Raw genomic sequence first — 25755 nt, 5'->3', positions numbered from 1 at the left:
CCGGGGTCTCAGTCGCTTACTTGCTGGCGAGCGCCTTGTCGGCGGCCGGCTTGGCGGCCTCGACGGGCTTGGTGGGCGGGGTGACCTCCTGGATCGGAAGCTGCGGCCGCTCCATCTGGGACAGGCCGACCATCTCGCGCTTGAGGAACATCGCGAGCGTCCAGTCGGTGAAGACGCGGACCTTGCGGTTGAAGGTCGGCACCATCGCGCCGTGGTACAGGCGGTGGAACCACCAGGCCGGACGGCCCTTCAGCTTGTACTTGCCGAAGAGGATCGCCACGCCCTTGTGCAGGCCGAGACCGGCGACCGCACCGAGGTTCTTGTGCTTGTACTCCTTCTGCGGGAAGCCGCGCATGCCGGAGATCACGTTGTCGCCGAGGACGACGGCCTGGCGGCAGGCGTGCTGCGCGTTCGGCGGGCACCAGGCGCCCTCGCCGGCGGCGAGGTCCGGGACCTGGGCGTTGTCGCCGGCGGCCCAGACGTAGTCGAAGCCCTGGACCTGCAGGGTCGGCGCGGTGTCGACGTGGCCGCGCGGGCCCAGCGGCAGACCGAACTCGGACAGCACCGGGTTCGGCTTCACGCCGGCCGTCCACACGATGGTGGAGGCGTCCATCTCCATGCCGTTCTTCAGCATGACGTGGCCGTCGACGCAGGAGTCCATCGAGGTCTCGATGTAGACCTCGATGTTGCGCTCCTCGAGCTTCTCCTTGGTCCACAGACCGAGGTCCGGGCCCATCTCGGGGAGGATGCGGTTGGCCGCCTCGACGACGACGAAGCGCATGTCGTCGCGGCTGACGGTCTTGTACAGCTTGGCCGCGTCGCGGGCCATGTCCTCGATCTCGGCGACCGTCTCGATGCCGGCGAAGCCGCCACCGATCACCACGAAGGTCAGGGCCTTGCGGCGGATCTCCTCGTCCGTGGTGGACTCGGCCTTGTCCAGCTGGGCCATGACGTGGTTGCGGAGGCCGATGGCCTCCTCGACCGTCTTCATGCCGATGCCGTTCTCCGCCAGACCCGGGATCGGGAAGGTGCGGGAGACCGAGCCGGTCGCGACGACCAGGTACTCGAAGGGCAGCTCGTAGCTGTCGCCGGCCGCGGGCTGGATGGTGGCGACCTTACGGGCGTGGTCGATGCCGGTGACGGACCCGGTCAGCACCTCCGCCTGCTTGAGGGCGCTGCGCAGCGGCGCGACGAGGTTGCGGGGCGCGACGTTGCCGCCGGCCGCCTCGGGGAGGAAGGGCAGGTACGTCATGTACGACCGCGGGTCCACGACCGTGACGGTCGCTTCGCCGTAGCGCATCTTCTTGAGGATGCGCATCGCGGCATACAGGCCGACGTAACCACCGCCGACAATGAGGATGCGAGGACGCTCCGTGGTGCTCATATCCGAAAGTATCCAGCACCGTCCGGAGCAGCCTTCGTGAGCCCGGTCACAAGTTGACGGACCCCCCGTGCTACACTGCGCGGCCGCAAAACCGGGCCCGGCGCGGGGGCTCGCACCCCTGGGCGACCCCGCGCGAACGCGCGCCGGAGCACTACCGGCCTGAGCAGCAACGATCCGCACAGCGCCCGGGTTCCCGCGCGTGTTTTCGATATTCAAACCTCGAACCAGGTCTGACCTGCGATCTCATGGGCGACCCGACCGACGGGCCTTCGGTCCCACATTTCGGACGTAGCGGGCGGGCCGGTGCGACGAATGACCCGATCACCATGTGAAGAAATTCACGAACTTTCCCGTCCGGGTTCGGGCGCGCCCCGGCCCCGACCCCCGAAAGGGGTGCCGGGGCCGGTCCGGATAAGCCGTGCACGGGGTCAGGGGGCAATACCCCAGGCAATGCCGTCGAGGATGTCGTGCTCGCTCACGACCACCTCGGCAGCGCCGGTGCGCTCCATGATCTCCAGGAGCTCCAGCGCCCCGGCCGCGATCACGTCCACCCGGCCCGGGTGCATCGACGGGATGGCCGCGCGCTCGGCGTGGGTGGCGGCCAGCAGCTCCCGGGTGATCTCGGCGACCCGCTCCCGGCTCACCCGCGAGTGGTGGATCGCCGCCGAGTCGTAGCCGGGCAGGCCCTGGGCGATCGCGGACACCGTGGTGACCGTGCCGGCCAGGCCCACCAGGGTGGCCGCGCCGGTCAGCGGGACGACCTCCTCGGCCCGGTCCAGCTCGGCGCGCACGTGCGCCCGGGCCGCCGCGACCTGTTCCTCGGAGGGCAGCTCGGTGTCGCCGAAGTACCGCTCGGTGAGCCGCACGCAGCCGATGTTCACCGAACGCGCCGCCTGCACGTCGTCCGCGCCGAGCACGAACTCGGTGGAGCCGCCACCGAGGTCGAACACCAGGTACGGACCGGGGAACTGCCCGCCGGTCAGCTCCTTGGTGGCGCCCACGAAGGACAGGTGCGCCTCCTCCTCGCCGCTCACCACCTCGGGCTCGACACCCAGGATGTCGCGCACGCCCTTGACGTACTCGTCGCTGTTCTCGGCGTCCCGGGAGGCGCTGGTGGCGACGAAGCGGAGCCGCTCGGGGCCGACGCCGAAGCCGGAGATGATCTCCTGGTACTCCCGGCAGGCCGCGAAGGTGCGGGCCAGCGCGTCCGGGTGCAGCCGGCCGGTCTGGTCCACGCCCTGGCCCAGCCGGTTGACGATCATCCGGCGGTCCAGGTCGGTGATCTCCCCGGTCTCCGGGTCGAGGTCGGCGACCAGCAGGCGGATCGAGTTGGTGCCGCAGTCAATCGCGGCCACACGGGTCGTGCTCACTCGGACTCCTGCTCCGCCGCGGCCTCGTCGGCGGCGCGCTTCTTCGCGGCGCGCTCGGCGGTCTTCTGCTGCTTGGCGGCGATCACGGCCTCGTGGTCCTGCTCCTTGGCGCGGTTGCGGGCGACCCGCTCACCGGCGGCCTCGACCTCGGCCGGGGAGACGCACGGGCCCTTGGCCCACCAGTCCTCCAGCATGCCGATCGCCTCGTCGCCGAGCGGGTTGACGCCCTCGCCGGCCGCCAGCGAGTGGCCGACCAGCACGTGCAGGCACTTCACCCGGTCCGGCATGCCGCCCGCGCTCGGGAAGCCCTCCAGTACCTCGATCGCGTCGCGCCGGGCGATGTAGTCCTCGTGCGCCTTCTGGTAGGCGGCGGCCAGCTCCGGGTCCTCGGCGAGCCGGGCGCTCTGCTCCTTCATCACGCCCTCCGCCTCCAGGGTGCCGATCAGCGAGGCGGCCTTGGGGCAGGTCAGGTAGTAGAGCGTGGGGAACGGCGTGCCGTCCGGCAGCCGGGGCGCCGTCTCCACGACGTCCGGGTTGCCGCAGGGGCAGCGGTGCGCCACGCCGCGCAGGCCGCGCGGCACCCGGCCGAGCTGGGCGGCGATGGCCGCGACGTCGGCGTCGGAGACGGTGGGGTGGTTCTCAGTGGTCATGGGGGGAGGTGTCTCCAACGGGGGACGGTGGGAGCGGAAGGGGGGTGGCGGCGGCCGCCGCAGCGGTGTCGGCGGCGTCCACCGAGTCCCAGATGCCGGCGTACCAGGGCTTGGCGGCCTTCGCCTCGCCGGCGCTTCCGGAGGCTGTGTTCTGGGAGGAGGCGGCACCGGCCGCGGACGAGGAGGGCTGGGCGGAGGACTGGCCGGCCGGATCCACCGCGATGTACGGGGTCTCCCCCGGCACCGCGTAGTGCAGCCGGGCGCGGGCCTGCGCCTTGACGTACTCCGGGTCCTGCCAGCGGGCCTTCTCCCGGCGCAGCTGCTCGACCTGCTGGCGCGCGTGGTCGGCCTTCGCCCGCTGGGCGGAGATCTCGGCGCGCTGGGAGATGAACTGCCGCGTCGGGTAGGCGAGGATCGCCACCAGCGAGCAGAGCACCAGGACGAGGACGGTCGCCCGGCTCGTGAACCGGGGCCGGGCCGCCAAGCCCGGGATCCTCCAGCCAGCCATCTCCCGTATCCCCTCCTGGTCGCGACGGTGCCCCGCCGTCCACCCTACGGGGTGAACGGCGGGGCACCGGTCAGGCGTGCGCTACCGGGAACGCCCGGCCCTCGTGCTTGCCGTGCTCGACAGTCCGCGTGGCGGTACCGATCACTCCGCGGAGCGGAAGCGCGGGAAGGCGCCGCGGCCGGCGTACTCGGCGGCGTCGTCGAGGATCTCCTCGATGCGCAGCAGCTGGTTGTACTTGGCGACGCGCTCGGAGCGGGCCGGGGCACCGGTCTTGATCTGGCCGCAGTTGGTGGCGACGGCCAGGTCGGCGATGGTGACGTCCTCGGTCTCGCCGGAGCGGTGCGACATCATGCAGCGGTAGCCGTTGCGCTGGGCCAGCTCGACGGCGTCCAGGGTCTCGGTCAGCGAACCGATCTGGTTCACCTTCACCAGCAGCGCGTTGGCGGTGCCGGTCTCGATGCCGCGGGCCAGGCGGGCCGGGTTGGTGACGAACAGGTCGTCGCCGACCAGCTGGACCTTGTCGCCCAGCTTCTCGGTCATGGCCTTCCAGCCGTCCCAGTCCGACTCGTCCAGCGGGTCCTCGATGGAGACCAGCGGGTAGGCGGCGACCAGCCCGGCGTAGTACTCGATGAGCTCGGCGGAGGTGAGCGCCTTGCCCTCGAACTGGTAGGCACCGTCCTCGTAGAACTCGGAGGAGGCGACGTCCAGGGCCAGCGCGACGTCACGGCCGGGCACGTAGCCGGCCTTCTGGATGGCCTCGACGATGAGGTCCAGGGCCTCGCGGTTGGAGTCCAGGTTCGGGGCGAAGCCGCCCTCGTCGCCCAGACCGGTGGACAGGCCGCGCTCCTTCAGCACGCCCTTGAGCGTGTGGTAGACCTCGACGCCCCAGCGGACGGCCTCGGAGAAGGACTCCGCGCCGATCGGGGCGATCATGAACTCCTGGATGTCGACGTTGGAGTCCGCGTGCGAACCGCCGTTGAGGATGTTCATCATCGGGACCGGCAGGACGTGCGCGTTCGGGCCGCCCAGGTAGCGGAACAGCGGCAGGTCGCTGGCCTCGGAGGCGGCGTGCGCGACGGCCAGCGAGACGCCCAGGATGGCGTTGGCGCCGAGCGAGGACTTGTCCGGGGTGGCGTCCAGGTCCAGCATGGCCTGGTCGATCAGGCGCTGCTCGGTGGCGTCGTAGCCGACCAGCTCCGGGCCGATCTGCTCGATGACGGCCAGGACGGCCTTCTCGACGCCCTTGCCGAAGTAGCGGTTCTTGTCGCCGTCACGCAGCTCCAGCGCCTCGAAGGCACCGGTGGAGGCACCCGACGGGACAGCGGCACGACCCGTGCTGCCGTCGTCGAGGCCGACCTCGACCTCGACCGTGGGGTTGCCGCGCGAGTCGAGGATCTCACGGGCTACGACGACATCGATGGACGGCACGAGGCATCTCCTTGCGGAAGCAGGGTCCGGTCTGACGGTGGTGCTGTCAGCAGGACGATTGCGGAGTCGTTACGACCAGAGCCTAACCGCCCGGGCTCCCGGGGCCACGCCGACCTCGGTCCCGTCTCAGCGTGTGGCCCCACTACCCACCGGTAGTTCACCTGCTTGCCCCAGCTTGTCCCACCGGAGCGGGCGAATGCGGACGAAGGGGACCGGTAGGACCGAGGCCCCTTCGGATGCCGGGACGGAACACGCGACGGCGTCGGCGCCGGACATGACGGACCGGCGCCGGGCACCACGGCCCGGCGCCGGCCGCGACGGCTCAGCCGAGGTGCAGCACCTGGCCGGGCAGGATCAGGTTCGGGTCGCCGCCGACGGTGGCGTGGTTCTGCTCGTACAGCGCGTTCCAGCCGCCGGACACGCCCTGGGCGGCGGCGATGGTCGACAGGGTGTCACCCGCGCGGACCGTGTAGTCGTGGCCGGTGGCCTGCGGGGCGTACTGCGCGGCCTGCGGGGCGTACTGCGGCTGGGCGGCGGCCTGGCCGGCGTACTGCTGGTAGACGCTCTGGTGGCTGGTCCAGTACCAGGCGCCGTTGTTCTGGTACCAGTACACCTTGGCGTCGGCGTCCCAGCCGGCCTTGCCGGAGAAGCCCGGGGTCTGCGGCTGCGCCTGCTGCTGCGGGGCGGCCTGCTGGACCGGCTGCGCGGCGGGCTTCTGCGCCGGCTTCTGGGCGGCCTGCTTCTGCGCGACCGGCTTCTCGGCCGGCTTGGCGGCGGGCTTCGGGGTCTGCTGCTTGGGGGCGGACTGCGCCTTGGCGTCCGAGGAGGTGTCGACCGCGGCCGGGGCACCGCCCTTGGCCAGACCGGCCTTCTGGGAGCAGACCGGCCAGGCCCCCGGACCCTGCGAGGCCAGCACCTTCTCGGCGACCGAGATCTGCTGGGCCTTGCTGGCCTGGTTGGCCTGCGGCGCGTAGGCGGTGCCGCCGTACGCCTTCCAGGTGCTGGAGGTGAACTGGAGGCCGCCGTAGAAGCCGTTGCCGGTGTTGATGCTCCAGTTGCCGCCGCTCTCGCACTGGGCGACGGAGTCCCAGGTGGAGGCCGGGGCGGCGGAGGCGCCGGTGGCGGTGAGGAGCGGCATCGCGAGTCCGACGCCGGCCACACCGGCGACGGCGATGGCCTTCTCGGCCTGGGTGCGACGACGGTGACGGCCAGTTCCAACGAACAGCATGAAGAGGTCCCTCTCCGCACGCCTGCGAGGTGAGCTGTCGGGTTCGGACCGGGAGGTGGCCCGGCCGCCGTACGCGGAGACGATTCCGCTCGGGCGGCTTCACCCCAAGCCGTGGGGAGACGGCAACAAACCTGGTTCCCCCGCCCCTGCCCAGGGTTCTGGTCGGTTTCCCGTGGCGCGGCGGGCAGGATTCGGCGTTCCGCGCACGAGGTCCGCAGCTGCGAACTCCAGGGAGAGTAGACAGATCATCAGACCAATCACAAGCTCATATCGTCGATATCACATGAAAATTACGGCCCGTGTCCGATCGCCTACCACCGGCGGCGTTATGTCCGGATTGATGGGCGTTCACACCCTCGCCGGCAGGCGATCGGTGACGTCCGTCGCGTGACCTCAGCGCGAGGGCGCGGACGGGGTATGCGCAGGCGTGTGCGGGGAGCGGCTCTCCGGGCTGAATTCCACCGGGAGTTCGCGCAGCCCACGCATGATCAGACCGCCGCGCCAGCGCAGATTCTCCGGGCTTTCCGCGAGCCGCAGATCGGGCAGCCGGGAAAGCAGCGTGGCCAGCGCGGCGCGCCCTTCCATCCGGGCCAGCGGGGCGCCGATGCAGTAGTGGATGCCGTGCCCGAACCCCAGGTGGGGGTTGTCGGCCCGGGCCAGGTCCAGGGTGTTCTCGTCCGCGAACCGGGCCGGGTCGCGGTCCGCCGCGGCCAGCACCACCAGCACCGGGTCGCCGACCGGGATGTCCACCCCGCCGATGGTCAGCGGCCGGGTCGCGAACCGCCAGGTCGCCAGCTCCACCGGCCCGTCGTAGCGCAGGAGTTCCTCGATCCCGGTCTCCAGCAGCGCGGTCTCCCCGCGCGCCACCGACTCCTGCAGCAACCGGCGCTGCTCCGGATTGCGCAGCAGCGCGTAGGTGCCGTTGCCGATCAGGTTGATGGTGGTTTCGAACCCCGCGAAGATCAACACGAAGCACATGGCGGCGGCCTCGTTCTCCGTCAGGTGCTCGCCGTGGTCGCTGGCCCGGATCAGGCCGGAGATCAGGTCGTCACCGAGGTCCGCCCGCTTGCGGTGGATGAGGTCCACCAGGTAGGCGCGGATGCGCTTGACCGCCCGGCCCACCCCACCGCGCTGCCCACCGTGGTGGCGGATCATCATGCCCGCCCAGTCACGCAGATCGTCCTGGTCCTCGGCCGGCACGCCCAGCATGTCGCAGATCGCGTAGATGGGGAGCGGGAAGGCGAACTCGTGGATCAGGTCCGCCGAACCGCGCTGCGCGAAGCCGTCGATCAGCCGGTCGGTGAGCTGCTGCACCCGCGGCTCGAACTCGGCCACCCGGCGCGGGGTGAACGCCTTCGACACCAGTCGGCGCAGCCGGGTGTGGTCCGGCGGGTCGATGTTCAGCAGGTGGGTCATCAGGTCCGCCTGCCGCTCCCCCGGGATGCCCACCCGGCCGGTGCGGTGCGCCTGCCCGCTGTGGTGCGCCGGGTTCTTCGACAGCCGGCTGTCCGCGAGCGCCTGCCGGGCGTCCGCGTACCGGGTCACCAGCCAGGCGTCGACGCCGCTCGGCAGCGTGGTGCGGTGCACCGGGGCGTGCTCGCGCAGCCAGGCGTAGGCGGGGTACGGGTCGGCGGCGAACTCCCAGGTGAACAGCTGCGGGGCGGTGGCGTCGGAGGTCGCGGCGGCGGGACGGGCGGGGTCGGGCTGAGCAGGCATGGACCGACCGTATCCGGTGCGACGGGCCCGCCCTCCCTCCGGCGGGCCGCCGCTCCCCCGCCCGCGGATCGCGTCCGGCGCGCCAACACTCCGTGGCCCGTCCATGGACGGGCCGTGGACAGCCCGTGGACAGCTCTTGGCCGACTCTTGGCCGCGGGGCGGGCGTGAGCCTGGTCACCTGAGGGGTAATCCCTGTTGCGGAGGGTCAGGACGTGCCTACGATCCTCCGCAGTACGCGTGGGCGCCGGTGCGGTGTCGTCCACAGGGAGGAGCAGGCCATGCGGGTCAGCGGGTCAGTCGTCGTCATCGCGGTCCTCGACGGCGGGTCGGGCGCGGGCCTCGCCCGTCGGTTCGCCGCGGCCGGCGCCACCGGAATGCTGATCGCCGACCAGCACGTCGGCATCGCCGAGGACCTCGCCTCCGAGCTCGACCGGCCCGGCTGCCCCGTCGTCGGCGTCTGCGGCGACATCCGCCGCCCCAGCGACGTCGCCGCCCTCGTGGACACCGCCGAGAAGCACCTCGGACCGATCGACCTGTTCGCCGTGGCCGGCCCGGACGGCGAACGGATCGTCTCGCTGGCCGAGCTGCCCGACCACCTCGACCTGGAGCGCCTCGCCGAACTCGTCGTCCTCGTCGGCGAGGCCATCGGCGAACTCGTCCCGCCGCAGCGGCGCCCCGAGCCCGCCGCCAAGGCGGCCTGAGGCCCGTCACTCCAGGCCCGGGCCGTCACCCCGAGCCCGGGCCCGTCACTCCGAGCCGGGGCCCGTCACTCCGGCTTGAGGCCCTCGGCCGCGCGCACCGCGTCCCGGTAACCGCGCGCGGCCGACCGCAGTGCCGCGTCCACGTCCACCCCGGCGTCGTGCGCCCGCTGCGCCACCGCGAGCAGCAGCCGGCCCGCCGAGTCGGCGGTCAGCTCGGCCGGCAGCTCGTACGGCTCGTCCGGCACCCCCGTGAAGCCCGCCCGGCGCACCCGGGACACCAGCTTCGCCGCGTACGCCAACGAGGGCAGCCCGGCCGGCACCCCGTCCAGCACCGACTCGCGGTCCGCCTTCTCGGCCGCCTTCAGCTGCTCCCAGTTCGCCTCCACCTCGGCGGCGCCCCCGGCCTCGACGTCCCCGAACACGTGCGGGTGCCGGTACATCAGCTTCTCGACGATGTCCCCGGCCACGTCGTCGATGGTGAACGGCTCGGCCGGGTGCTCCTCGGCGATCCGGGAGTGGAAGAACACCTGCAGCAGGACGTCACCCAGCTCCTCGCGCAGCGTCTCCCGGTCCCCCTCCTCGATCGCCTCGACCAGCTCGTACGCCTCCTCGACCAGGTACTTCACCAGGCTCTCGTGCGTCTGCTCGGCGTCCCAGGGGCAGCCGCCCGGGGAGCGCAGCCGGTCCATCACCGTCACCAGGTCCAGCAGCCGTGACCCCGGCAGGTCGTACGAGCCGGGCAGCACCTCGATCTCCGGCACCTCGCCGGCGTGCTCCACCGCGAGCCGCGCCAGCGCGTCGGTCAGTCCCGGGTCCCCGTCCGGACTGCCCAGCCACACCGTCGGCCCGGTCCCGGCGGGCTGCCCGGTCAGCAGCCGCGCCAACGCGGGCGCCGACCCGGCCGGCACGGCCTCCACCACCACCCCGGCCTGCCGCACCGCCGCCACCTGCGGATGCCCCTCGTCCCCCACCAGCACCCGCCCCGCCGACCGCAACGCCTCCCACGCCGGCCACGCCAGCAGGCCGGGGGCCACCCGGTGGGTGGTGGTCAGCAGGATCAACTTCGCGCCCGGAGTCTTCGTCGGCACAGCATTCGTCGTCACACCCCGAACCTACCCCCGCGCCCGCACCCCGCCCGCCCGTGTCCCCACACCCTGCCTGAGCTCCGCCCCGGGCCCGGACACCGGCAGCGGCCGCCGCCGCGCGGGGGGGTGAGGACGGGAGACACGGGCGGGCGGGGGCGGTGGGGATCAGGGGTGGGGCGGGGGCCAGGGGGTGGAGGCGGGGGTGAGGGTGGACAGGGACTGGCGGAGGCGGCGGACGGTGGGGTGGTGGGGGCCGTCGCGGCGTTCGCGGTCGAGGAGGAGGGGGAGCAGCCACTGCCAGGCGTTCTGGGGGTCCCCGGTGGCGGCGAGGTGGAGGCCGATGCGTTCGCGGAGGTCGTAGCTGCGCTCGGGGTCGGTGTCGAGGCCGGATTCGAGGCGGGCGGTGTGGGTGGTGAGGAGTGCCTGGTACTCGGCGAGGGCTTCGGCGCCGTGTCCGAGCCGTTCGAGGCAGATGGCCGCGCGGTAGCGGTGGTCGAGGCCCTGGGGGCCGTACGGGCCGCCGTCGGCGGTGGCGGCGAGGCGGCGGTACTCGGGGAGGGCCTGCTGGGGGTGGCCCTCGTGCAGGAGGATGCGGGCGTGGATGGTGCGGATGGTGCGCACCAGGGGTGCGGCGTCGCCGAGTTCGGCCTCGGCCCGGGGCAGCAGGCGGGCGGCGAGGCCGAGCACCTCGGTGTGGCGGCCGGCGTCGACCAGGTCGGAGAGCCGGGCGCACTCGGCGCCGAGGTCCGGGCCCGCGGGGACGGCGGGGGGTGTCGCGGGGGCGGGCGGCATGAGGAAGGGCCGTGGCTCGGAGCGGACCGCGGGCGCCGGGGCGGCCGCCGCGGCCGGCGGCTGCGGCTGGTGCGGGTAGCGGAAGGGGCGGGCCGGGTCCGGCAGCGGGGTGTAGCGGGGCTGCGGGGCGCCGTCGGCCTGGGGCAGCAACGGGAGCAGCCGCGCGTACACGGTCCGGGCGTCGGCGGGGCGGTCGGCGGGCTGCTTGGCGAGCAGGTCGAGCACCAGCTGTTCCAGCGGCTGCGGCACCTCGGGGCGCAACTCCCGCAGGGGGACGGGCGGTTCGTCGACGTGTCGGCGCAGGACGCCGAGCGCGGTGGGCGCCCGGAACGGCTCCTCGCCGGCCAGCATCTCGTGCAGCAGGCAGCCGAGCGCGTAGAGGTCGCTGCGCGGGTCGGTGGTGGCGGCGAGGGCCTGTTCGGGGGCCATGTAGGAAGGGCTGCCGACGGGCACGCCGGTGAGGGTGAGCCGGGTGCTCTCGGTGTCGAGGGCGGTGGCGATGCCGAGGTCGAGCAGGACGGTGCGGCCGTCCTCGCGGATCATGACGTTGCTCGGCTTGAGGTCGCGGTGGACCACCGGGATGGCGTGGACGGCGGCCAGCGCGGTGCACAGCTGCGCGGCGACGGCCGCCGCGCGCTCGACGGGGAAGGGCGCGTCCTCGGCGATGAGGTCCGCCAGGCTGACACCGGGGATGCGCTGCATGACGAGGTAGAGCTCGCCCTCGTCCTCGCCGGCGTCGAAGACGGTGACCAGCCCGGGGTGGTCGAGCGCGGCCGTGACCCGGCACTCGCGCAGGAAGCGGCGGTGCAACTCGTCGCCGTGGCGGGCCCGTTCGCCGTCGGAGCCGGTCCCGCCGGGGACCAGGTGCTCGGGGCGCAGCAGTTTAACCGCGACCGGACGGTGCAGCCGTTCGTCCTGCCCGGCCCAGACCTGGCCCATGCCGCCGTGGCCGATCTTCTCGGTGAGCCGGTAGCGGCTGGCGATCAGCCGGGCGGCGGTCACGGCCGGTCCTGGCGGGCCTGGCGGCGCAGCAACTCGCCCAGCTCGCGCAGGTCGTGGGCGGTCTCGGGGGCCGAAACGGAGGGGGTCGGGGCCGAATGGGCAGGCGCAGAGGGGGCCGGGGTGGCGGGCGCGGTCGGCACGGCGGACGCGGGCACCCCGTACCCGGGCACGGTCGCCGCGTAGGGCGAGACGTTCGGCACCGCGTACGGCGACACGGCCTGCGGCGCAGGTCGCCCGGCCAGCCAGACCACGCGGCTGTCCATCACCAGGAAGTGCGCCGTCGGCAGGAACCAGAGCACGGTCAGCGTGATCTGGCCGGTGGTGTCGGCGGTCGGGTTCTTCAGGCCGCCCGCGACCCCGGCGGAGACGATCACGGTGAGCAGCAGCGCGCAGAACACCGCCGCGCCGGCGATGTCGTACGCCCGTCGGCGCCGGACCGCCAGCAGCAGCGAGGGGACGACCCCGAGCAGGCCGACGGTGAGCAGCGGGGCCAGCGCGCACAGCACCCGCGCGGTCACCCCGAACCGGCCGGGGATCGGAGCCGGCCCGGCCACCGCCGTCGGCGCGGGCAGTGCGCCCGGCACCGTGCCCGGCGGGTAGCCCGGCGGGTAGCCCTGCCCGTGCCCCGGCCCGTACGGCGTTCCGCCGGGCGGCGGTCCGAACTGCCCGGGGTACTGCCCTGACATGCGCGCTCCTGAGCTGGTGAGGACCGGCACCGAGGGCGGTGCGGACGGTTCCGCTCACCGTACCGCCCGGCCCGGCCGGTCCGGAGGGCTTCCGTCCCGACCGCTGCCGCATCGGTATCGGACCGGCCGCACCATCACCGGCGTGCGTCGGTCCTGAGCCGCTACTGAGCGGGAGTCACCTCCGGGACGGACCTCAGGCCGGCGGCACCAGGTTGCCCGTCGCCAGGGCGTCGGTGGCGGCCTGGGCGAGGCTGCGGCCGAGGGCGGCGGCCTGGGTGAGGGCGGTGTCGAAGGCGGCGAGGCGGGCGAAGACGGCGCCGAGGCGCTGCTGGGCGGGGAGCGGGAGCCGGGGCAGCTCGACCCGGCGGATGTCGAGTCGGGCGGTGGTGGTGGCGTGGCTGGCGGCGCGCCGGGTGCCGGCGGTGGAGCGGAACTGGCCGGCCAGGAACTCGGGGTCGAGGGCCGAGGGGTCGGGCCGCAGGAGGTGGAGCTGACGGCCGAGGGCGGCGCCGACCAGCGGGCCCTCGGCGGGGACGACCCGGGCGGTGCCGCCGCCGAGGGCGGGTACCAGGACGTCGCCGGGGCGGGTGCGGACGTCCCCGGCCGGGCCGGGGCCGGTGGTCAGGACGGCGCTGGGCGCGGCGCCGGTGGCGAGGTCCTGGTCGGTGACGACGGGGGTGCCGCCCGGCTCCGCACCGGCCGGTCGGGTGGCGGCACCGGCGCCGGAGGAGTACACCTCCAGCGCACCGCCGCGGACCAGCTCGCCGATGGTGACCACACCGACGGGAGCGGTCCCGGACGCCCCGTCGGGCGCGGCGTCCGGCTGCGGCAACAGCGTGGCCGGGTCGGGCAGTTCGGCCAGCAGCTCGGCCAGCCGGCCGCCGAGGTGGGAGAGTTCGGCCGCGCCGCCGAGCGGGGCGGCGGGCGGCACGTGCCGGGCCGGGGAGAGGTCGGTCTCGTCGTCGAGCAGGTCGATGGCGGCCATGGCCCGGTGGACGCCGGGGCGGTCGGCGGGGACCGGCAGGCCTTCGCGAGCAGCGAGGTCGAAGCCGCGCCAGGCCTCCAGGACGGTGCAGCGCAGCTCGGGCCAGTCGACCTTGTCCCGGCCGCCCTCGACGGCCGGCGACCCGGCGGCCGCGGCCTGACCGGAGTGCGCCGCTCCCGCGTCGAGCAGCAGCACCTGGCGGAAGTCGCTCCCCGGCCGGGGCGCGCGCAGCACCCACAGGTGCAGCGGGACTCCGTACGGCGGGGCGGCTCCGGCGGGCAGCGCGATGACGGCCCGCAGCGCGCCGGAGCGGAGCAGTTCGGCCCGGACGCGGCGGCCGGCCCGGCGGGCGGCGACGGTCGGCGGGAGCAGCAGCGCGGCGAGGCCGCCGGGGCGGGTGTGCGCGAGGCAGTGCAGCACCCAGGCGAGTTCGGACTCGCCGCGCGGCGGGACGAGTCCGCCGGGCCAGCGGGTGTCGAACTGCAGCTCGTCGTGGCCCCAGTCGCGCTCGTTGTACGGGGGCTGGCAGAGCACGGCCTCGAAGGTGTCGCCGGGGAAGCCGTCGGCGCGCAGCGCGTCGCCGGCCCGCAGGTCGAGCGGGAGCGGGCCGGGCTCGTCGGCGGGGGTGTGCAGGGCGATCCGGAGCCGGGCGAGGGCGGCGGTGACCGGGTCGGCGTCCTGGCCGTAGCGTCCGGTGGTCGGCGGGTGGGCGAGCAGGACGGCGCCGAGGCCGACGGCCGGGTCGAGCACGGTGGCGGGGACGCCGGCGACGGCGACGAGCAGTTCGGCGGCCTCCGGCGGGGTGGGGCTGAGCTGACGGGTGTTGGCCTCGGCGTACCGGGTGAGCAGCTGCTCGTACGCGCCGACCGGGCCGGCCTGGGCGGCGAGTTCGGCGAGCATCCGGGCGAGGCCCAGCTGGGTGCTGCCGAACAGGCCCGGGAGGCCGAGGGTGCGGGCGCCGTCCGGGCCGAAGGCGTGCACGGCGGTGCCGGCGACGGCCCGGGGCAGCGCGAGGGCGAGCCGGGTGTCCGGTCGGCCGGCGAGATCGGCCCACCGTTCGGGCTCGCGGTGCAGCAGCAGGAGCAGGGCGCCCGCCTCGACCAGCGGGGCGGCGGGGTGGCCGGCCGGGTCGCGGAGGGTGTCGACGAGCTGCCAGACCCGTTCCAGCAGCGGGAGTTCGGCGATCTTGCCCTGGGCGCGCAGCCAGGACTCGACCTCGTCGAGCGCGAAGGCCGGGCTGGCGTCGGTGCCGCCGACCGGGCGCGGGAAGTCGGGGTGGCGGCGGCGCCAGTTGCTGACCGCGGCCCGGCCGACGCCGGCCAGCCGGGCGATCTCGGCGGCGGTCACTTCGGGACGGTCCGGCACGGGGGCTCCTTCGGTGGGGCTGCGACCGCGCAGCGAGGGGCGCTGTGACCGCACAGCATAGCGACGCACCTCCCGCACCCGGTTCACATGTGAACAGAGCTCTTTTGTGAAATCACATTGACAGGGTTCACGCCTCGGTGGTGTGATCCTTCCGTCGCCACCGAACGGGGGCGGCACAGGGAAGACCACCGATCACCGGGAGACACCCCATGTCCGCGAACGCCCGCCGTACCGCCACCCGTCGCACCGCCACCCTGCTGCTGGGCGCCGCGCTGGTCGCCCTGAGCGCGACGGCGTGCAACTCCACCGGCGGCTCCTCCGTCTCGACGGAGGCGAAGCAGCCGGCGGCCACCGCCGGCTCCGAGGCCGCCAAGCCGGCCGGGAGCAAGCCCGCCGACACCGCCAAGGCCCCCGCCAAGGTCGGCGACACCATCGCGCTCAAGGGCAACGACCCGGCCGACACCGCCGACGTGACGCTGGTGAAGGTGGTCGACAACGCCGAGGGCGAGGACGAGTTCACCCACCCGGCCGACGGCAAGCGCTTCGTCTCGATCCAGTTCCGGATCAAGGCGAGTGGCAAGAAGGCCTACAGCGACGCCCCGGGCAACGGCGCCAAGGTGGTGGACGCCCAGGGCCAGGCCTTCGGCAGCACGGTCGCGACCACCAAGGCCGGCCCGGGCTTCCAGGTCCCCGCGAACATCGCCCCCGGCGAGAGTGCCCTCGGCTTCGTCACCTTCGAGGTCCCGAAGGACGCCCAGCTCGACAAGGCCCAGTTCGGCCTCGACAGCGGCTTCGCCCCGCAGACCGGCCAGTGGAAGCTCGGCTGACGCGTCCGCTCACAGTCCGGCCGGCCACCGCGCCGCGCCGACGACGGCCGGTGCCCGTACACACGGAACGGCGGCCCCGGGGCAGAGCCCGAGACCGCCGTGGACCACCAGAAGGGCGGACGCTACTTCTTCGCCCCCGCCAGGTCGTCGAACATGGCCGACAGGAACTCGGTGCACCAGCCCAGCAGGTCCCGCCCGACCAGCGGCTTGCCGCCGATCCGCCCGGTGCTCGGGCGCGGCACCAGCAGCTGCTGGGCCGCCGCCTTCACCTGGCTGCGCGGGTAGAGCCGGTTCAGCCGCAGCTGCTGGGACTCCCGCAGCTCCACCGGTCCGAAGCGGACGTTGGAGCCCTGGAGGGTGATGTCCGAGATCCCGCACCGCCGGGCGTACAGCCGCAGCGCCGCGACCAGCAGCAGGTTCTCCACCGGCTCGGGCAGCTTGCCGTAGCGGTCCACCAGCTCGTCCCGGACCTGCTTGATGTCCTCCTCCGAGTTGACCGCCGCGATCGAGCGGTACGCCTGCAGCCGCAGCCGCTCGCCGGGCGCGTAGTCGTGCGGCACGTGGGCGTCGACCGGCAGCTCGATCTTCACCTCCAGCGGCTCCTCCTCCGGCTCCCCGCCGCCCGCCAGCGACTCGCGGAACTCCGCCACCGCCTCGCCGACCATCCGCATGTAGAGGTCGAAGCCGACGCCCGCGATGTGCCCGGACTGCTCGCCGCCGAGCAGGTTGCCCGCGCCGCGGATCTCCAGGTCCTTCATCGCGACGTACATGCCGGCGCCCATCTCGGTGTGCTGGGCGATGGTGGCCAGCCGCTCGTGCGCGGTCTCGGTGAGCGGCTTCTCCGGCGGGTACAGCATGTACGCGTAGCCGCGCTCGCGGCCTCGCCCGACCCGGCCGCGCAGCTGGTGCAGCTGGGAGAGGCCGAAGGTGTCGCCGCGCTCCACGATCAGGGTGTTGGCGTTGGAGATGTCGATGCCGGACTCCACGATCGTGGTCGACACCAGGACGTCGAACTCCTTCTCCCAGAAGTCGACGACGACCTTCTCCAGCTGGGTCTCCCCCATCTGCCCGTGCGCGGTGGCGATCCGCGCCTCGGGCACCAGGTCCTTCAGCCGGGCGGCCGCCTTGTCGATCGACTCCACCCGGTTGTGGATGTAGAACACCTGGCCCTCGCGCAGGAGTTCACGCCGGATCGCGGCCGAGATCTGCTTCTCGTCGTACGGTCCGACGAAGGTCAGCACCGGGTGCCGCTCCTCCGGCGGGGTGGTGATGGTGGACATCTCGCGGATGCCGGTGACCGCCATCTCCAGGGTGCGCGGGATCGGGGTCGCGGACATGGTGAGCACGTCCACGTTGGCGCGCAGCTTCTTCAGCTGCTCCTTGTGCTCGACGCCGAAGCGCTGCTCCTCGTCGACGATGACCAGGCCGAGGTCCTTGAACCTGGTCTCGGAGGAGAAGAGCCGGTGGGTGCCGATGACGACGTCCACCGAGCCCTCGAACAGCCCCTCCAGCACGGCCTTGGCCTCGCTGTCGGTCTGGAAGCGGGACAGCGCCTTCACCGTCACCGGGAAGTTGGCGTAGCGCTCGGCGAAGGTCGAGAAGTGCTGCTGCACCAGCAGCGTGGTCGGCACCAGCACCGCCACCTGCTTGCCGTCCTGCACGGCCTTGAACGCGGCCCGCACGGCGATCTCGGTCTTGCCGTAGCCGACGTCGCCGCAGATCAGCCGGTCCATCGGGACGGACTTCTCCATGTCGGACTTGACCTCGGCGATGGTGGTCAGCTGGTCCGGCGTCTCCGCGTACGGGAAGGCGTCCTCCAGCTCGCGCTGCCACGGCGTGTCCGGACCGAAGGTGTGGCCGGGGGCGGCCATCCGCGCCGAGTACAGCTTGATCAGGTCGGCGGCGATCTCCTTGACCGCCTTCTTGGCCCTCTGCTTGGTCTTCGCCCAGTCCGCGCCGCCGAGCCGGTGCAGCGTCGGGGCCTCGCCGCCGACGTACTTGGTGACCTGGTCGAGCTGGTCGGTCGGCACGAACAGCCGGTCGCCGGGGTGGCCGCGCTTGGCGGGGGCGTACTCCAGCACCAGGTACTCGCGGGTGGCGCCCTGGACGGTGCGCTGCACCATCTCGACGTACTTGCCGACGCCGTGCGCCTCGTGGACGACGTAGTCGCCGGCCACCAGCGCCAGCGGGTCGATCGCGTTGCGGCGGCGCGAGGGCATCCGCCGCATGTCCTTGGTGGAGGACTTCTGACCGGACAGGTCGGTCTCGGTGATGACGGTGAGCTTCAGCTTCTCGTCGACGAAGCCGTGCTCGATCGAGCCGCAGGAGACGTGGACGACGTCCCGGGTGGGCGCCTCGGCGAGGTCGGCGACCAGGCGGGCCGGGATGCCCTCGTTGCCCAGCACCTCGGCGAGCCGGGCGGCCGGGCCGTGGCCCTCGGTCACCATGACGACCCGCCAGTCGGCGGCCAGCCGCTCCTTGGCGTCGGCGATCGCCCGGGCGGTGTCGCCCCGGTAGGCCTCGACGGCGTGCATGCCGAGGGTCAGCGTGTTGGCGTCGAACTCCAGGATGCCGTCGACGGTCGACTCGCTGGTCGCGAACGGGCTGACGGACCACCAGGGCAGCCCGATCTCACCGGCGTGCTGGCGCACCTCGGCGAGCGAGCGCAGCGAGGCGGCGGACACGTCGATGGCCTCCAGGTCGATCGGCCGGTCCCCGCCCGCCGCGGCCGCGACCCAGGAGGCGTGCAGGAACTCCTGACTGGTCGCCACCAGGTCGGCGGCCCGGGTGCGGACCCGCTCCGGATCGCAGACCACCGCGACGGAGCCGAGCGGCAGCACGTCCAGCAGCAGCTCCATGTCGTCCACCAGCACCGGCGCCAGCGACTCCATGCCCTCGACCGCGATGCCCTCGGCGATCCTGTCCAGGATCTCGGCCAGCCCGGGGTGCTCGGCGGACAGCTCGGCGGCCCGGGCCCGCACCTCGTCGGTGAGCAGCAGCTCCCGGCAGGGCGGCGCCCACAGGCCGTGCTCGGCGATCTCCAGCGAGCGCTGGTCGGCGACCTTGAAGTACCGGACCTCCTCGACCTCGTCACCCCAGAACTCCACCCGCAGCGGGTGCTCCTCGGTCGGCGGGAAGACGTCCAGGATGCCGCCGCGGACGGCGAACTCGCCGCGCTTCTCGACCAGTTCGACGCGCGCGTAGGCGGCGGCGGAGAGCCTGCGGGCCACCTCCTCCAGGTCGTACGACTCACCCCGACGGACGGCCACCGGCTCCAGCTCGGCCAGCCCCTTGACCTGCGGCTGGAGCACCGAGCGGACCGGGGCGACGATCACTTGGACCGGCCCGGCCGCCGGGTCTCCCCCAGCCTCCGGCTGGGAGGTGCCCCCATCAAGCCGCGGGTGCACGATCCGGCGCAGCACGGCCAGCCGGCGCCCGACGGTGTCCGAGCGGGGCGACAGCCGCTCGTGCGGCAGGGTCTCCCAGGCCGGGAACTCGGCGACGGCGTCGGCGGGCAGCAGCGAGCGCAGCGACGCCGCGAGGTCCTCGGCCTCGCGGCCGGTCGCGGTGACGGCGAGCACCGGGCGGCCCCGGTCCCCGGCAGCCTGCCCGGCGAGCGCGCGGGCCAGTGCGGCGATGGCGAACGGCCGGGCGGCGGGCGGCCCGACCAGGTCCAGGTGGCGGCGTCCACCGGCCGCGGCTCCGAGGGCGGTGGCCGCCTCGATCGCCTCGGCGAGCGCCGCGTCCCGCGCGACGACATCGAGCAGTCCGGTCAGGCTCATCTGGGGTCTCTTCTTCGTCCCGTGGCTGGTGCTGCCCCGGGGCGGCGAAGGCCCGCCGGGGCAACGCGAACGGCCCGGCGCGCCGAGCGGCCGGGGGTCTCCAGCCTACGCCGCGGCACGGACACGCACGCGGTCCACGGCGTCGGCGGGGCCGGACCGGGGCCTGACCGCCGGACACCCGCTCGACCGTCACGCCCCGTTTTGTCAGGAGCACATCCGGGAACGAACGACTGGACGGAACACCGGACCGGCTGGTGGACGAACCAACCGTGAGCCGCACCGGACCGGGCACGGCTATCCGCCACGAACTGGACATACTCCTGTCACTGGCCGTCCATGGAGATCGCGCACCATGGTGAACGTGCCCGCCGCACCCAACCGTGGGGGATGGCTGTGGGGGCACTGTCGCACCCCCGATGGGGGTCGGAGGTGCGAGGCCGGGCGGCCCTGGGTGGGGGCGCCCGCCCAAGCGCCGGGAACCGTGGCGCCCTTTCCTGGAGGGCGCCACGGGTCTCGGCCTCTTTCGCTCCCGGGGGCTTACCCCGCCGGCCGCCCTCCTGTCCCGGACAGCCGCCGCCCGTTCCCCCGGCCCCACTCCGGCCGGCACGGCCCGCCCGGCACGGCGAAGGCCCCTGGAAACCCGGTGGTTTCCAGGGGCCTTCGCGACGCGAGGGCGGGCGGGCCGGCCGGTCAGCGGCGGCGGTAGCTCACCGTGTGGGGGGTCGCGTAGTCGCTGCCGTCGTCCACGATGACGATCTTCGGGACGATCCGGGTCTCCTCCTCCGACCGCCCCTCGGCGCCCTTCCCGGCAGCGGCCTTCCCGTCGACCGCCTTCCCGGCAGCGGCCTTCCCGTCGACCGCCTTCCCGTCGAGCATCTCCTCGGCGGGCGGCGAGGCCGGCTTCGGCGGCACCGGGCCGGCCACCACAAGGCCGCCGATGGCCTTCGCGGCGCTGCCGCCGACCACCGGCGTCCGCAGCACGGTCGCCGACTTCTCCTGGACGGTGCCCTTGTCCCCGGCGAGAGCCGCGGGGGCCAGGGCCTTGCGCAGGTTCGCCACCGGAATCTCCCCGGTGTCCGCCTCCGAGTCCACCGGCGCGGCGTCGGCGACGGCGTCCTCGACCGCGTCCTCGACCGCGTCCTGCGGAGCGGGGACCGCAGCAACCTCGGCGGAGGCCTGGGAGGCCGCGACCGCGGCGGCAGCGGCTGCCGCCACCTCGGGCTCGATCTGACCGACCGCCGCCCCGGTGAGCGAGGCCAGCGTGGCCTTGATGTGGTCCAGGTGCTGCTGCACCGTCTCCAGCCGGGTGTCGAACTCGCGCTGCTCGCCCTCGCTCGCCGCGTTGATCTTCTCGGCCTCCCGGCGGGCCTGCTCGACCATCTGGTCGGCCTTGGCCTGGGCGTCCGCCTCCAGCTGCTTGATCCGGTTCAGCACGGTCTCCCGCTTCTGCTCCGCCTCCTTGACCCGGCGCTCGGCGGTCGCCGAGACCTCGGTGTCCTCGGCGTCGGCCTTGGCCTGGGCGGCGGCGAAGGTCTCGTCGGCCTTGCGGCGCCGGGCGGCCAGCTCGGCCTCGGCCTGCTCGCTGGCCTCGGCGGCGGCCACCCGCACCTTGGCGGCGTAGGCGGTGGCGGTGTCCCGGACGGAACGGCTCTCCCGGTCGGCGTCGGCCCGGATGCCCTCGGCCTCGGCGCGGGTCCGCTCCTCGGTGCGGCGGACGGCCGCGTCGGCGTCGGCGCGGGTCGTGGTGCCGTACTCCGCGGCAGCGCGGGCGGCGGCCTGCCCGGCCTCGTAGACCTCGTCCCGCAGGTCCTCGGCGAAGCGCTCGGCCTTCTCACGGACGGCGCGCGCCTCGTTCTCGGCCATCGCGGCCAGTCCTGCGGCCTGCTCGCTGAGCACCTGGTAGTCGGGCTCCGGGGCCTCCTCGGCGGTCCGGCGGATGTCGGCCAGCCGGGCCTCCATCTGCCGGATGCCGGCTCCCAGGACGCTCAGCCGCTCCCACGCCTCGTCACGCTGCGCGGTGAGGGCGGCAAGGGCTCGGTCGACCTGCTCGGGCGCGTAGCCACGGCGGGCCTGGGTGAAGCCGTACTGGGGGACGGCGTCGCTCATGGGCTCTTCCCCTCGTTTCGCGGGCTGCGGAGCCCATGATCGGACGGAACGGACGGATCCGGAACCGGTTCGGAGCCCGGGGCCGGATTCCGCCGTCGTACGGACCGGATTGTGTCGAGGACTGGTCGAATGGACCCACCCTCTTGACCTATTTTGCGCAGATCCGGGCGAAACCCCAACGAGGCACAGCTGCGGCGACGTGCCGGAGGGGTCGTTCCGGACACCGGAACGACCCCTCCCCACCTGCGAGGATCGGCGACGGCCCGCTACAGCAGGCCGTCCCAGAACTGCTCCAGCAGCACGGCCCACCAGGTGTCCGCGTTCTGCAGGGCCGCCGGGTCGATCGCGGCGAGCTGGGCCTGGAAGTCGGTCGTCCAGCGACCGGCCTGGTCCGGCGTCAGCCCGTACCGCAGCCGCCACATCCGGCCCAGCAGGGCCAGCGAGCGGACGAACTCCGGTACACCGCTGTTGACGAACCGGGGCGGCTGGCCGGTTCCCTCGATGTCCACGGCCACCACGTGCGCGGTGCCGTACTGGACGCACAGCTGGCGGCCGTAGTCGTTGCCCAGCACCAGGTAGCCGCCGAAGTCCGGGCCCGCGGCGAGGCCGCGCTCGGCGGCCAGCTCGGCGAGCGTCGGGATCGGACGGCCCTCCTGCGCCTGCGCCCAGAAGAACGGCCCGAAGTCGCGCGGCAGCCCGGCCCACATCAGGGTCTGGGACACCGGCTCGGGCACGCCCTGGCGGGAGACGGCGCGCTGCTCGTAGCGGAACAGGTTCTGCCCGAAGGCGGCGCCGATCTCCTGGGCGAGCTGCTGCGGCGGGAGCGGCGGCAGCGCCTGGACCGTTCCCGGCGCGGGCAGCGGCACCCGGAAGGGGCGGACCCGCTGGGCGCCGGAGGCCAGCTGGTGCAGCTCGTCCAGGTGGTCGAGCAGCTCGGCCATCCCGGCCTGCCGGGATGCGTGGTCGCGGCCGTAGGGGGCGGTGTGGGTGAGCCGGACGTTCGGCCAGGACGCGGCGATCATGCGGTTGCAGTAGCCGCCCGGCAGGTCGCACGACTCCAGCTCGGTGTAGAGCTCCAGCACCTGCTCCGGCGGCACGTTGAGCCGGCGCAGGTCCTGGAGGATCTTCCACTCCGGGTGCGGGGTGCCGGGCTCGCTGCGGTGCAGCAGCTTCTGCTCCGAGCCGTCCGGGCCCCGGTAGCTGAGCGCGGCGAAGTACCCCGGACCGACCGCGGGCACGCCCGGGGGCACCGGCGCGGGCTGCGGCGAGCCGGGCACCGCCGCCGGCGGGACGACCCCGGCGGCGCCGCCCGCGTTCGGGTAGCCGTAGCCGGCCGCGGGCGCGGCGGGGGTCGCCGGGCCGCCGGGCGGCGGGACGGCAGGGCCGCCGGACGGCGGGGTGCCCGGGTCCGCCGGGCCGCTCAGCAGCGCCGGGTCGATCGCGCCCGCGAGCTGGGTCGCCTCGTACGCCGCCCCGGACGCGGGCGGGCCGGCGGTCGGCGCGCCCTGCGGGGGCGCCGGGGCCTCACCGCCGCGCAGACCCGCCGGGGGCGGGGGCGGCGGGGCGGAGCCGGCGCCGCGGCCGCCGGGGCCGGCGGCGGGCGTGCCGGCGCCCGGGGTGTGCTTCAGCTCGGCGGGCGGGGGCGGCGGCGGGGCCGAACCCGCGTTGCGCCCCAGCCCGGCGGGGGCGGCACCCGCACCGGGGGAACCGGCAGGGCCGCTGCGCAGCGCGGCCGGCGGGGGCGGCGGCGGGGCCGAGGCCGCGCCCCGGCCGAGCCCGCCCTGCGGCACGGCTCCCTCCGGCACACCGGGTGCCGGGGCGCCGGGTGCCGGAGCACCGGGGACCGGAGCACCGGGCAGACCGGCGAGGCCGGGCAGACCGCCGGGCGGGGCCAGCATGGTCGGCGCGTGCTCCACCGGCGCACCGCCGGCGGGCGGGGCGGCCGGGGCTCCGGGCAGGCCCATCAGTCCGGGCATGGCGTCCGGCGAGGCGAGCAGGGTGGGAGCCGGCTCGGCGGACGGAGCGGGTGCCGGGGCCGGCGCGGCGGCGGGCGGCTCGGCAACCGGGGGCTGCGCCCCCTGCGGCCGCGCGGCGGACGGCGGGACCGGGGGCATGCCGTAGCCGCCGCTCGCCGGCGGCATCAGCATGGTCGCGGCCTCGGCACCCGCCGGCGCGGCAGGCTCGGGCAGGTCCGAGCCGGTGGTCCGCAGCCCCTCGGGCATCAGGACGGCCCCGGCCGGCGGCTGGACCGGCGCAACGGGCGGCGCGACGGGCGCGACCGGCGCCGCGGCCTGCGGCTGCGGCTGCGGCTGCGGCTGCGGCTGCGGCTGCGGCTGCGAGGGTCGCGGAGCGACGGCCGGCTCCTCGTGCCCGGGCGGCGGCGCGAGCATGGTCGGCGCGTCCCCGGCGGGCCGGTCGGAGACCGGCGGCTCGGTCAGCGCTGCGGGCGCGGGCCGCGGCGCCGGCGCGGGCGGCTCCTCCACGGGTGCGGCAGCAGCGGCAGCCGGGGCCCCGGCAGCGGCCCCCTGCGGGCCGGCCGGTGCCGTCCCGAGCCGCTCCGCCTCCGCCGCGATCGCCGCGGCCCCCGCCTCCTGGAGCCACTGCGGCGGGCTGAGCAGGAAGGAGGTCGCCTCCACGGGCCCGGGCGAGGGCTTCGCCGCCCCGGCCGGGTTGGCCGCCACCGGCCGCCCGTAGACCTCCTCGTACTGTCGGACCACCTCGTTGACGGGCAGCGCGGGCCACAGCGTGCTGGCGCCCGAGTCCCGGGCGATCACCAGCCGCGCCTCCCCCGAGCCGCCGCCCGCACCGCCCGTGCCGTCGGCCGCGCCCGCGGGCGCCACCGCCCAGCAGACGAAGCCCAGGTCGAACTCCCGGACCCGCACCTCGCGCTGCTGCGAGCGCGGCACCCCGCCGTTGATCCACTCCTCGGCGAGCTCCTGCGCCTGCGCGTACGTCACCACGCCCGGTTCACCCCTGTCCGCATCCTCTTCGTCCCCCGTTCCACCGACACCATCGCGACCACGTGCCTCAGCCCACCGGGACGGCCCGGGCGAACCCGCCGTCCACCATCAGCTCCGCGACCGTCTCCAGCTCCGGCGGGCTGCCCGCCAGCCGCAGCAGGAAGGCGTCGAAGTCCTCGCCGCAGGGCAGCAGCAGCCGGGCGCAGCGGTCCTCCGGGGCCTCCGGGGCGCCGGTGTCGCGGGCGTCGTCGTGGAGGTGGAACCAGACCGAACCGGCCCGCTCGCCGCGCACCTTGAGCGCGACCAGGCCGCCCTGCGCGTAGGCGATGCCCAGGTAGTCCTTGGTGAGGTGGTCGCGCAGGCACTTGTTGGCGTACACGACGTCCTCGGTGCCGTACTCCTCGCTGAGCGTCAGGAACGGCTGGTCGAGCAGCAGTCCGAGCTCGGTGTCCAGCGCCACGCCGACCGGGGCGCGGCCGCCGCCCAGCTTGAGGAAGGTGCGGTAGGCGTCGGGCAGCCGGTAGCCGAGGCGCTCCTCGGCGCGCTGGACCAGGTCCTCGGGGACGCCGATCGGGTCGCCGCCGTCCTTGGCCAGCGAGAAGTGCACCGGCCGGCGCTCCTGCAGGGGGCGGGTGCCGCGGCGGGTGTGGTCGGCCCGGGAGATGGCCAGGCCGCCGTGGTGCCGCAGCAGCGCCTTGACCTCGACCGGGACGAGCTCCATCCGCCGCCAGCCGGGGGCGGCCCGGCCGACCGCGTGGTGCCAGGTCCAGCCGGGCGGGGTGGCGACGGCGGTCGAGAGGTCGGCCCAGAGCGGGTGGCCCTGGGTGTAGAGCGCGGCGTTGGCCGAGACGTAGTCGGTCAGCCGCAGCTCGTCCACGCCGAAGCCCTCCGGCGGGTCGGCCACCTCGGCCGCGGCGGCGGCGTACGGGCCGAAGTCCGGGAAGCCGTACTCGTCCACCCTGACCCCGGCGGGGTGCCGCTCCGCGCGGACCGGGTCCGGGAACTGCACCACCTGACCTGCGTACGCCGCGTTCGGTGCGGCGGCGACGCCGGGCCGACCTGTCGTCATCTGGGAGCCCCCACTGGCTGCTGCAAATACGGTGCTTGCTGGGCACCAGCCTAGGGCCTGCCTTCAACCCCCCGTCCGCCAGGCGGACGGGGGGCCGAGGGCGGCTCCCGG

General features: G+C 74.5%; 16 protein-coding genes, 1 pseudogene and 1 riboswitch. Of the genes and pseudogenes, 2 read left to right on the top strand and 15 right to left on the bottom strand.

The annotated features are described in order from the left end of the window. Positions 1-16: 16 nt before the first annotated feature. The 7 genes and pseudogenes from ACIRRH_RS04015 to ACIRRH_RS03985 all read right to left on the bottom strand — a co-directional run bounded on the left by ACIRRH_RS04015 (position 17) and on the right by ACIRRH_RS03985 (position 8284). Positions 17-1384 (bottom strand): NAD(P)/FAD-dependent oxidoreductase, encoded by a 1368-nt coding sequence (locus tag ACIRRH_RS04015; RefSeq protein ID WP_403061400.1) that lies wholly within the window; start codon positions 1382-1384, stop codon positions 17-19. A 428-nt stretch (positions 1385-1812) separates the two neighbouring features. Continuing rightward, positions 1813-2754 carry an exopolyphosphatase gene (locus ACIRRH_RS04010; protein ID WP_403061397.1) on the bottom strand — a complete coding sequence of 314 codons (942 nt, stop codon included), beginning with the start codon at positions 2752-2754 and terminating at the stop codon, positions 1813-1815. Positions 2755-2894: 140 nt separating this feature from the next. Then, a pseudogene (locus ACIRRH_RS04005) lies at positions 2895-3422 on the bottom strand (DUF501 domain-containing protein); the annotation flags it as partial. Further along, positions 3394-3912: a septum formation initiator family protein gene (locus ACIRRH_RS04000; RefSeq protein WP_403061394.1), complete on the bottom strand. Its 519-nt coding sequence runs from the start codon at positions 3910-3912 to the stop codon at positions 3394-3396. The pseudogene ACIRRH_RS04005 and the gene ACIRRH_RS04000, both read right to left, overlap by 29 nt. Before the next feature lie 141 nt (positions 3913-4053). Further along, positions 4054-5340, bottom strand: a complete 1287-nt coding sequence (gene eno / locus ACIRRH_RS03995; protein WP_224281265.1) for a phosphopyruvate hydratase — start codon at positions 5338-5340, stop codon at positions 4054-4056. A gap of 322 nt (positions 5341-5662) precedes the next feature. Next, positions 5663-6568: a transglycosylase family protein gene (locus ACIRRH_RS03990; protein ID WP_403061390.1), complete on the bottom strand. Its 906-nt coding sequence runs from the start codon at positions 6566-6568 to the stop codon at positions 5663-5665. Between the two features lie 5 nt (positions 6569-6573). Further along, positions 6574-6742: riboswitch (cyclic di-AMP (ydaO/yuaA leader) on the bottom strand. Between the two features lie 219 nt (positions 6743-6961). Further along, positions 6962-8284 carry a cytochrome P450 gene (locus ACIRRH_RS03985; RefSeq protein ID WP_403061388.1) on the bottom strand — a complete coding sequence of 441 codons (1323 nt, stop codon included), beginning with the start codon at positions 8282-8284 and terminating at the stop codon, positions 6962-6964. Positions 8285-8562: 278 nt separating this feature from the next. On the opposite strand from ACIRRH_RS03985, the gene ACIRRH_RS03980 reads away from it, so the two are divergent. Next, on the top strand, positions 8563-8985 hold the full coding sequence (locus tag ACIRRH_RS03980) for an SDR family NAD(P)-dependent oxidoreductase (protein ID WP_403061385.1): 423 nt from the start codon (positions 8563-8565) through the stop codon (positions 8983-8985). Positions 8986-9050: 65 nt separating this feature from the next. On the opposite strand, the gene ACIRRH_RS03975 is transcribed toward ACIRRH_RS03980, so the two are convergent. The 4 genes from ACIRRH_RS03975 to ACIRRH_RS03960 all read right to left on the bottom strand — a co-directional run bounded on the left by ACIRRH_RS03975 (position 9051) and on the right by ACIRRH_RS03960 (position 14900). Next, positions 9051-10088, bottom strand: coding sequence for a MazG family protein (locus tag ACIRRH_RS03975; protein ID WP_403061382.1), 1038 nt, complete (start codon positions 10086-10088; stop codon positions 9051-9053). Positions 10089-10235: 147 nt separating this feature from the next. Continuing rightward, a complete protein-coding gene (locus tag ACIRRH_RS03970; protein ID WP_403061379.1) occupies positions 10236-11864 on the bottom strand; it encodes a protein kinase in 1629 nt (542 codons plus the stop codon). Then, positions 11861-12550 (bottom strand): hypothetical protein, encoded by a 690-nt coding sequence (locus ACIRRH_RS03965; RefSeq protein ID WP_403061376.1) that lies wholly within the window; start codon positions 12548-12550, stop codon positions 11861-11863. Before ACIRRH_RS03965 ends, ACIRRH_RS03970 begins: the two co-directional genes overlap by 4 nt. A gap of 193 nt (positions 12551-12743) precedes the next feature. After that, positions 12744-14900 carry an N-6 DNA methylase gene (locus ACIRRH_RS03960; protein WP_403061373.1) on the bottom strand — a complete coding sequence of 719 codons (2157 nt, stop codon included), beginning with the start codon at positions 14898-14900 and terminating at the stop codon, positions 12744-12746. Positions 14901-15109: 209 nt separating this feature from the next. Here ACIRRH_RS03960 and ACIRRH_RS03955 point away from each other — a divergent pair, with 209 nt between their 5' ends. Next, a complete protein-coding gene (locus tag ACIRRH_RS03955) occupies positions 15110-15727 on the top strand; it encodes a DUF4352 domain-containing protein (RefSeq protein ID WP_224284424.1) in 618 nt (205 codons plus the stop codon). A gap of 122 nt (positions 15728-15849) precedes the next feature. Here the strand turns inward: ACIRRH_RS03955 and mfd are convergent, their stop codons facing one another. The 4 genes from mfd to ACIRRH_RS03935 form a co-directional block, all read right to left on the bottom strand. Continuing rightward, positions 15850-19509, bottom strand: coding sequence for a transcription-repair coupling factor (mfd, locus tag ACIRRH_RS03950; RefSeq protein ID WP_403061370.1), 3660 nt, complete (start codon positions 19507-19509; stop codon positions 15850-15852). Positions 19510-20199: 690 nt separating this feature from the next. Next, positions 20200-21615 (bottom strand): hypothetical protein, encoded by a 1416-nt coding sequence (locus ACIRRH_RS03945; protein ID WP_403061367.1) that lies wholly within the window; start codon positions 21613-21615, stop codon positions 20200-20202. Positions 21616-21881: 266 nt separating this feature from the next. Beyond that, entirely contained in the window at positions 21882-24575 is a 2694-nt protein-coding gene (locus ACIRRH_RS03940; protein ID WP_403061364.1) for an SUKH-4 family immunity protein, read from the bottom strand. Positions 24576-24642: 67 nt separating this feature from the next. Then, positions 24643-25644, bottom strand: coding sequence for an SMI1/KNR4 family protein (locus ACIRRH_RS03935; RefSeq protein ID WP_403061361.1), 1002 nt, complete (start codon positions 25642-25644; stop codon positions 24643-24645). Positions 25645-25755: the final 111 nt, after the last annotated feature.

The organism is Kitasatospora sp. NPDC101235 (assembly GCF_044767505.1).
Taxonomy (GTDB): Bacteria; Actinomycetota; Actinomycetes; order Streptomycetales; family Streptomycetaceae; genus Kitasatospora.
This window is presented reverse-complemented; position numbering and strand designations above follow the sequence as displayed.

Excerpts from the sequence above, each read along its gene's own strand:
- ACIRRH_RS04015 (WP_403061400.1), bottom strand. The coding sequence starts at position 1,384 with ATGAGCACCACGGAGCGTCCTCGCATCCTCATTGTCGGCGGTGGTTAC.
- ACIRRH_RS03985 (WP_403061388.1), bottom strand. The coding sequence starts at position 8,284 with ATGCCTGCTCAGCCCGACCCCGCCCGTCCCGCCGCCGCGACCTCCGAC.
- ACIRRH_RS03935 (WP_403061361.1), bottom strand. The coding sequence starts at position 25,644 with ATGACGACAGGTCGGCCCGGCGTCGCCGCCGCACCGAACGCGGCGTAC.
- mfd (WP_403061370.1), bottom strand. The coding sequence starts at position 19,509 with ATGAGCCTGACCGGACTGCTCGATGTCGTCGCGCGGGACGCGGCGCTC.
- ACIRRH_RS03980 (WP_403061385.1), top strand. The coding sequence starts at position 8,563 with ATGCGGGTCAGCGGGTCAGTCGTCGTCATCGCGGTCCTCGACGGCGGG.
- ACIRRH_RS03965 (WP_403061376.1), bottom strand. The coding sequence starts at position 12,550 with ATGTCAGGGCAGTACCCCGGGCAGTTCGGACCGCCGCCCGGCGGAACG.
- ACIRRH_RS03955 (WP_224284424.1), top strand. The coding sequence starts at position 15,110 with ATGTCCGCGAACGCCCGCCGTACCGCCACCCGTCGCACCGCCACCCTG.
- ACIRRH_RS03945 (WP_403061367.1), bottom strand. The coding sequence starts at position 21,615 with ATGAGCGACGCCGTCCCCCAGTACGGCTTCACCCAGGCCCGCCGTGGC.
- ACIRRH_RS04000 (WP_403061394.1), bottom strand. The coding sequence starts at position 3,912 with ATGGCTGGCTGGAGGATCCCGGGCTTGGCGGCCCGGCCCCGGTTCACG.
- ACIRRH_RS03990 (WP_403061390.1), bottom strand. The coding sequence starts at position 6,568 with ATGCTGTTCGTTGGAACTGGCCGTCACCGTCGTCGCACCCAGGCCGAG.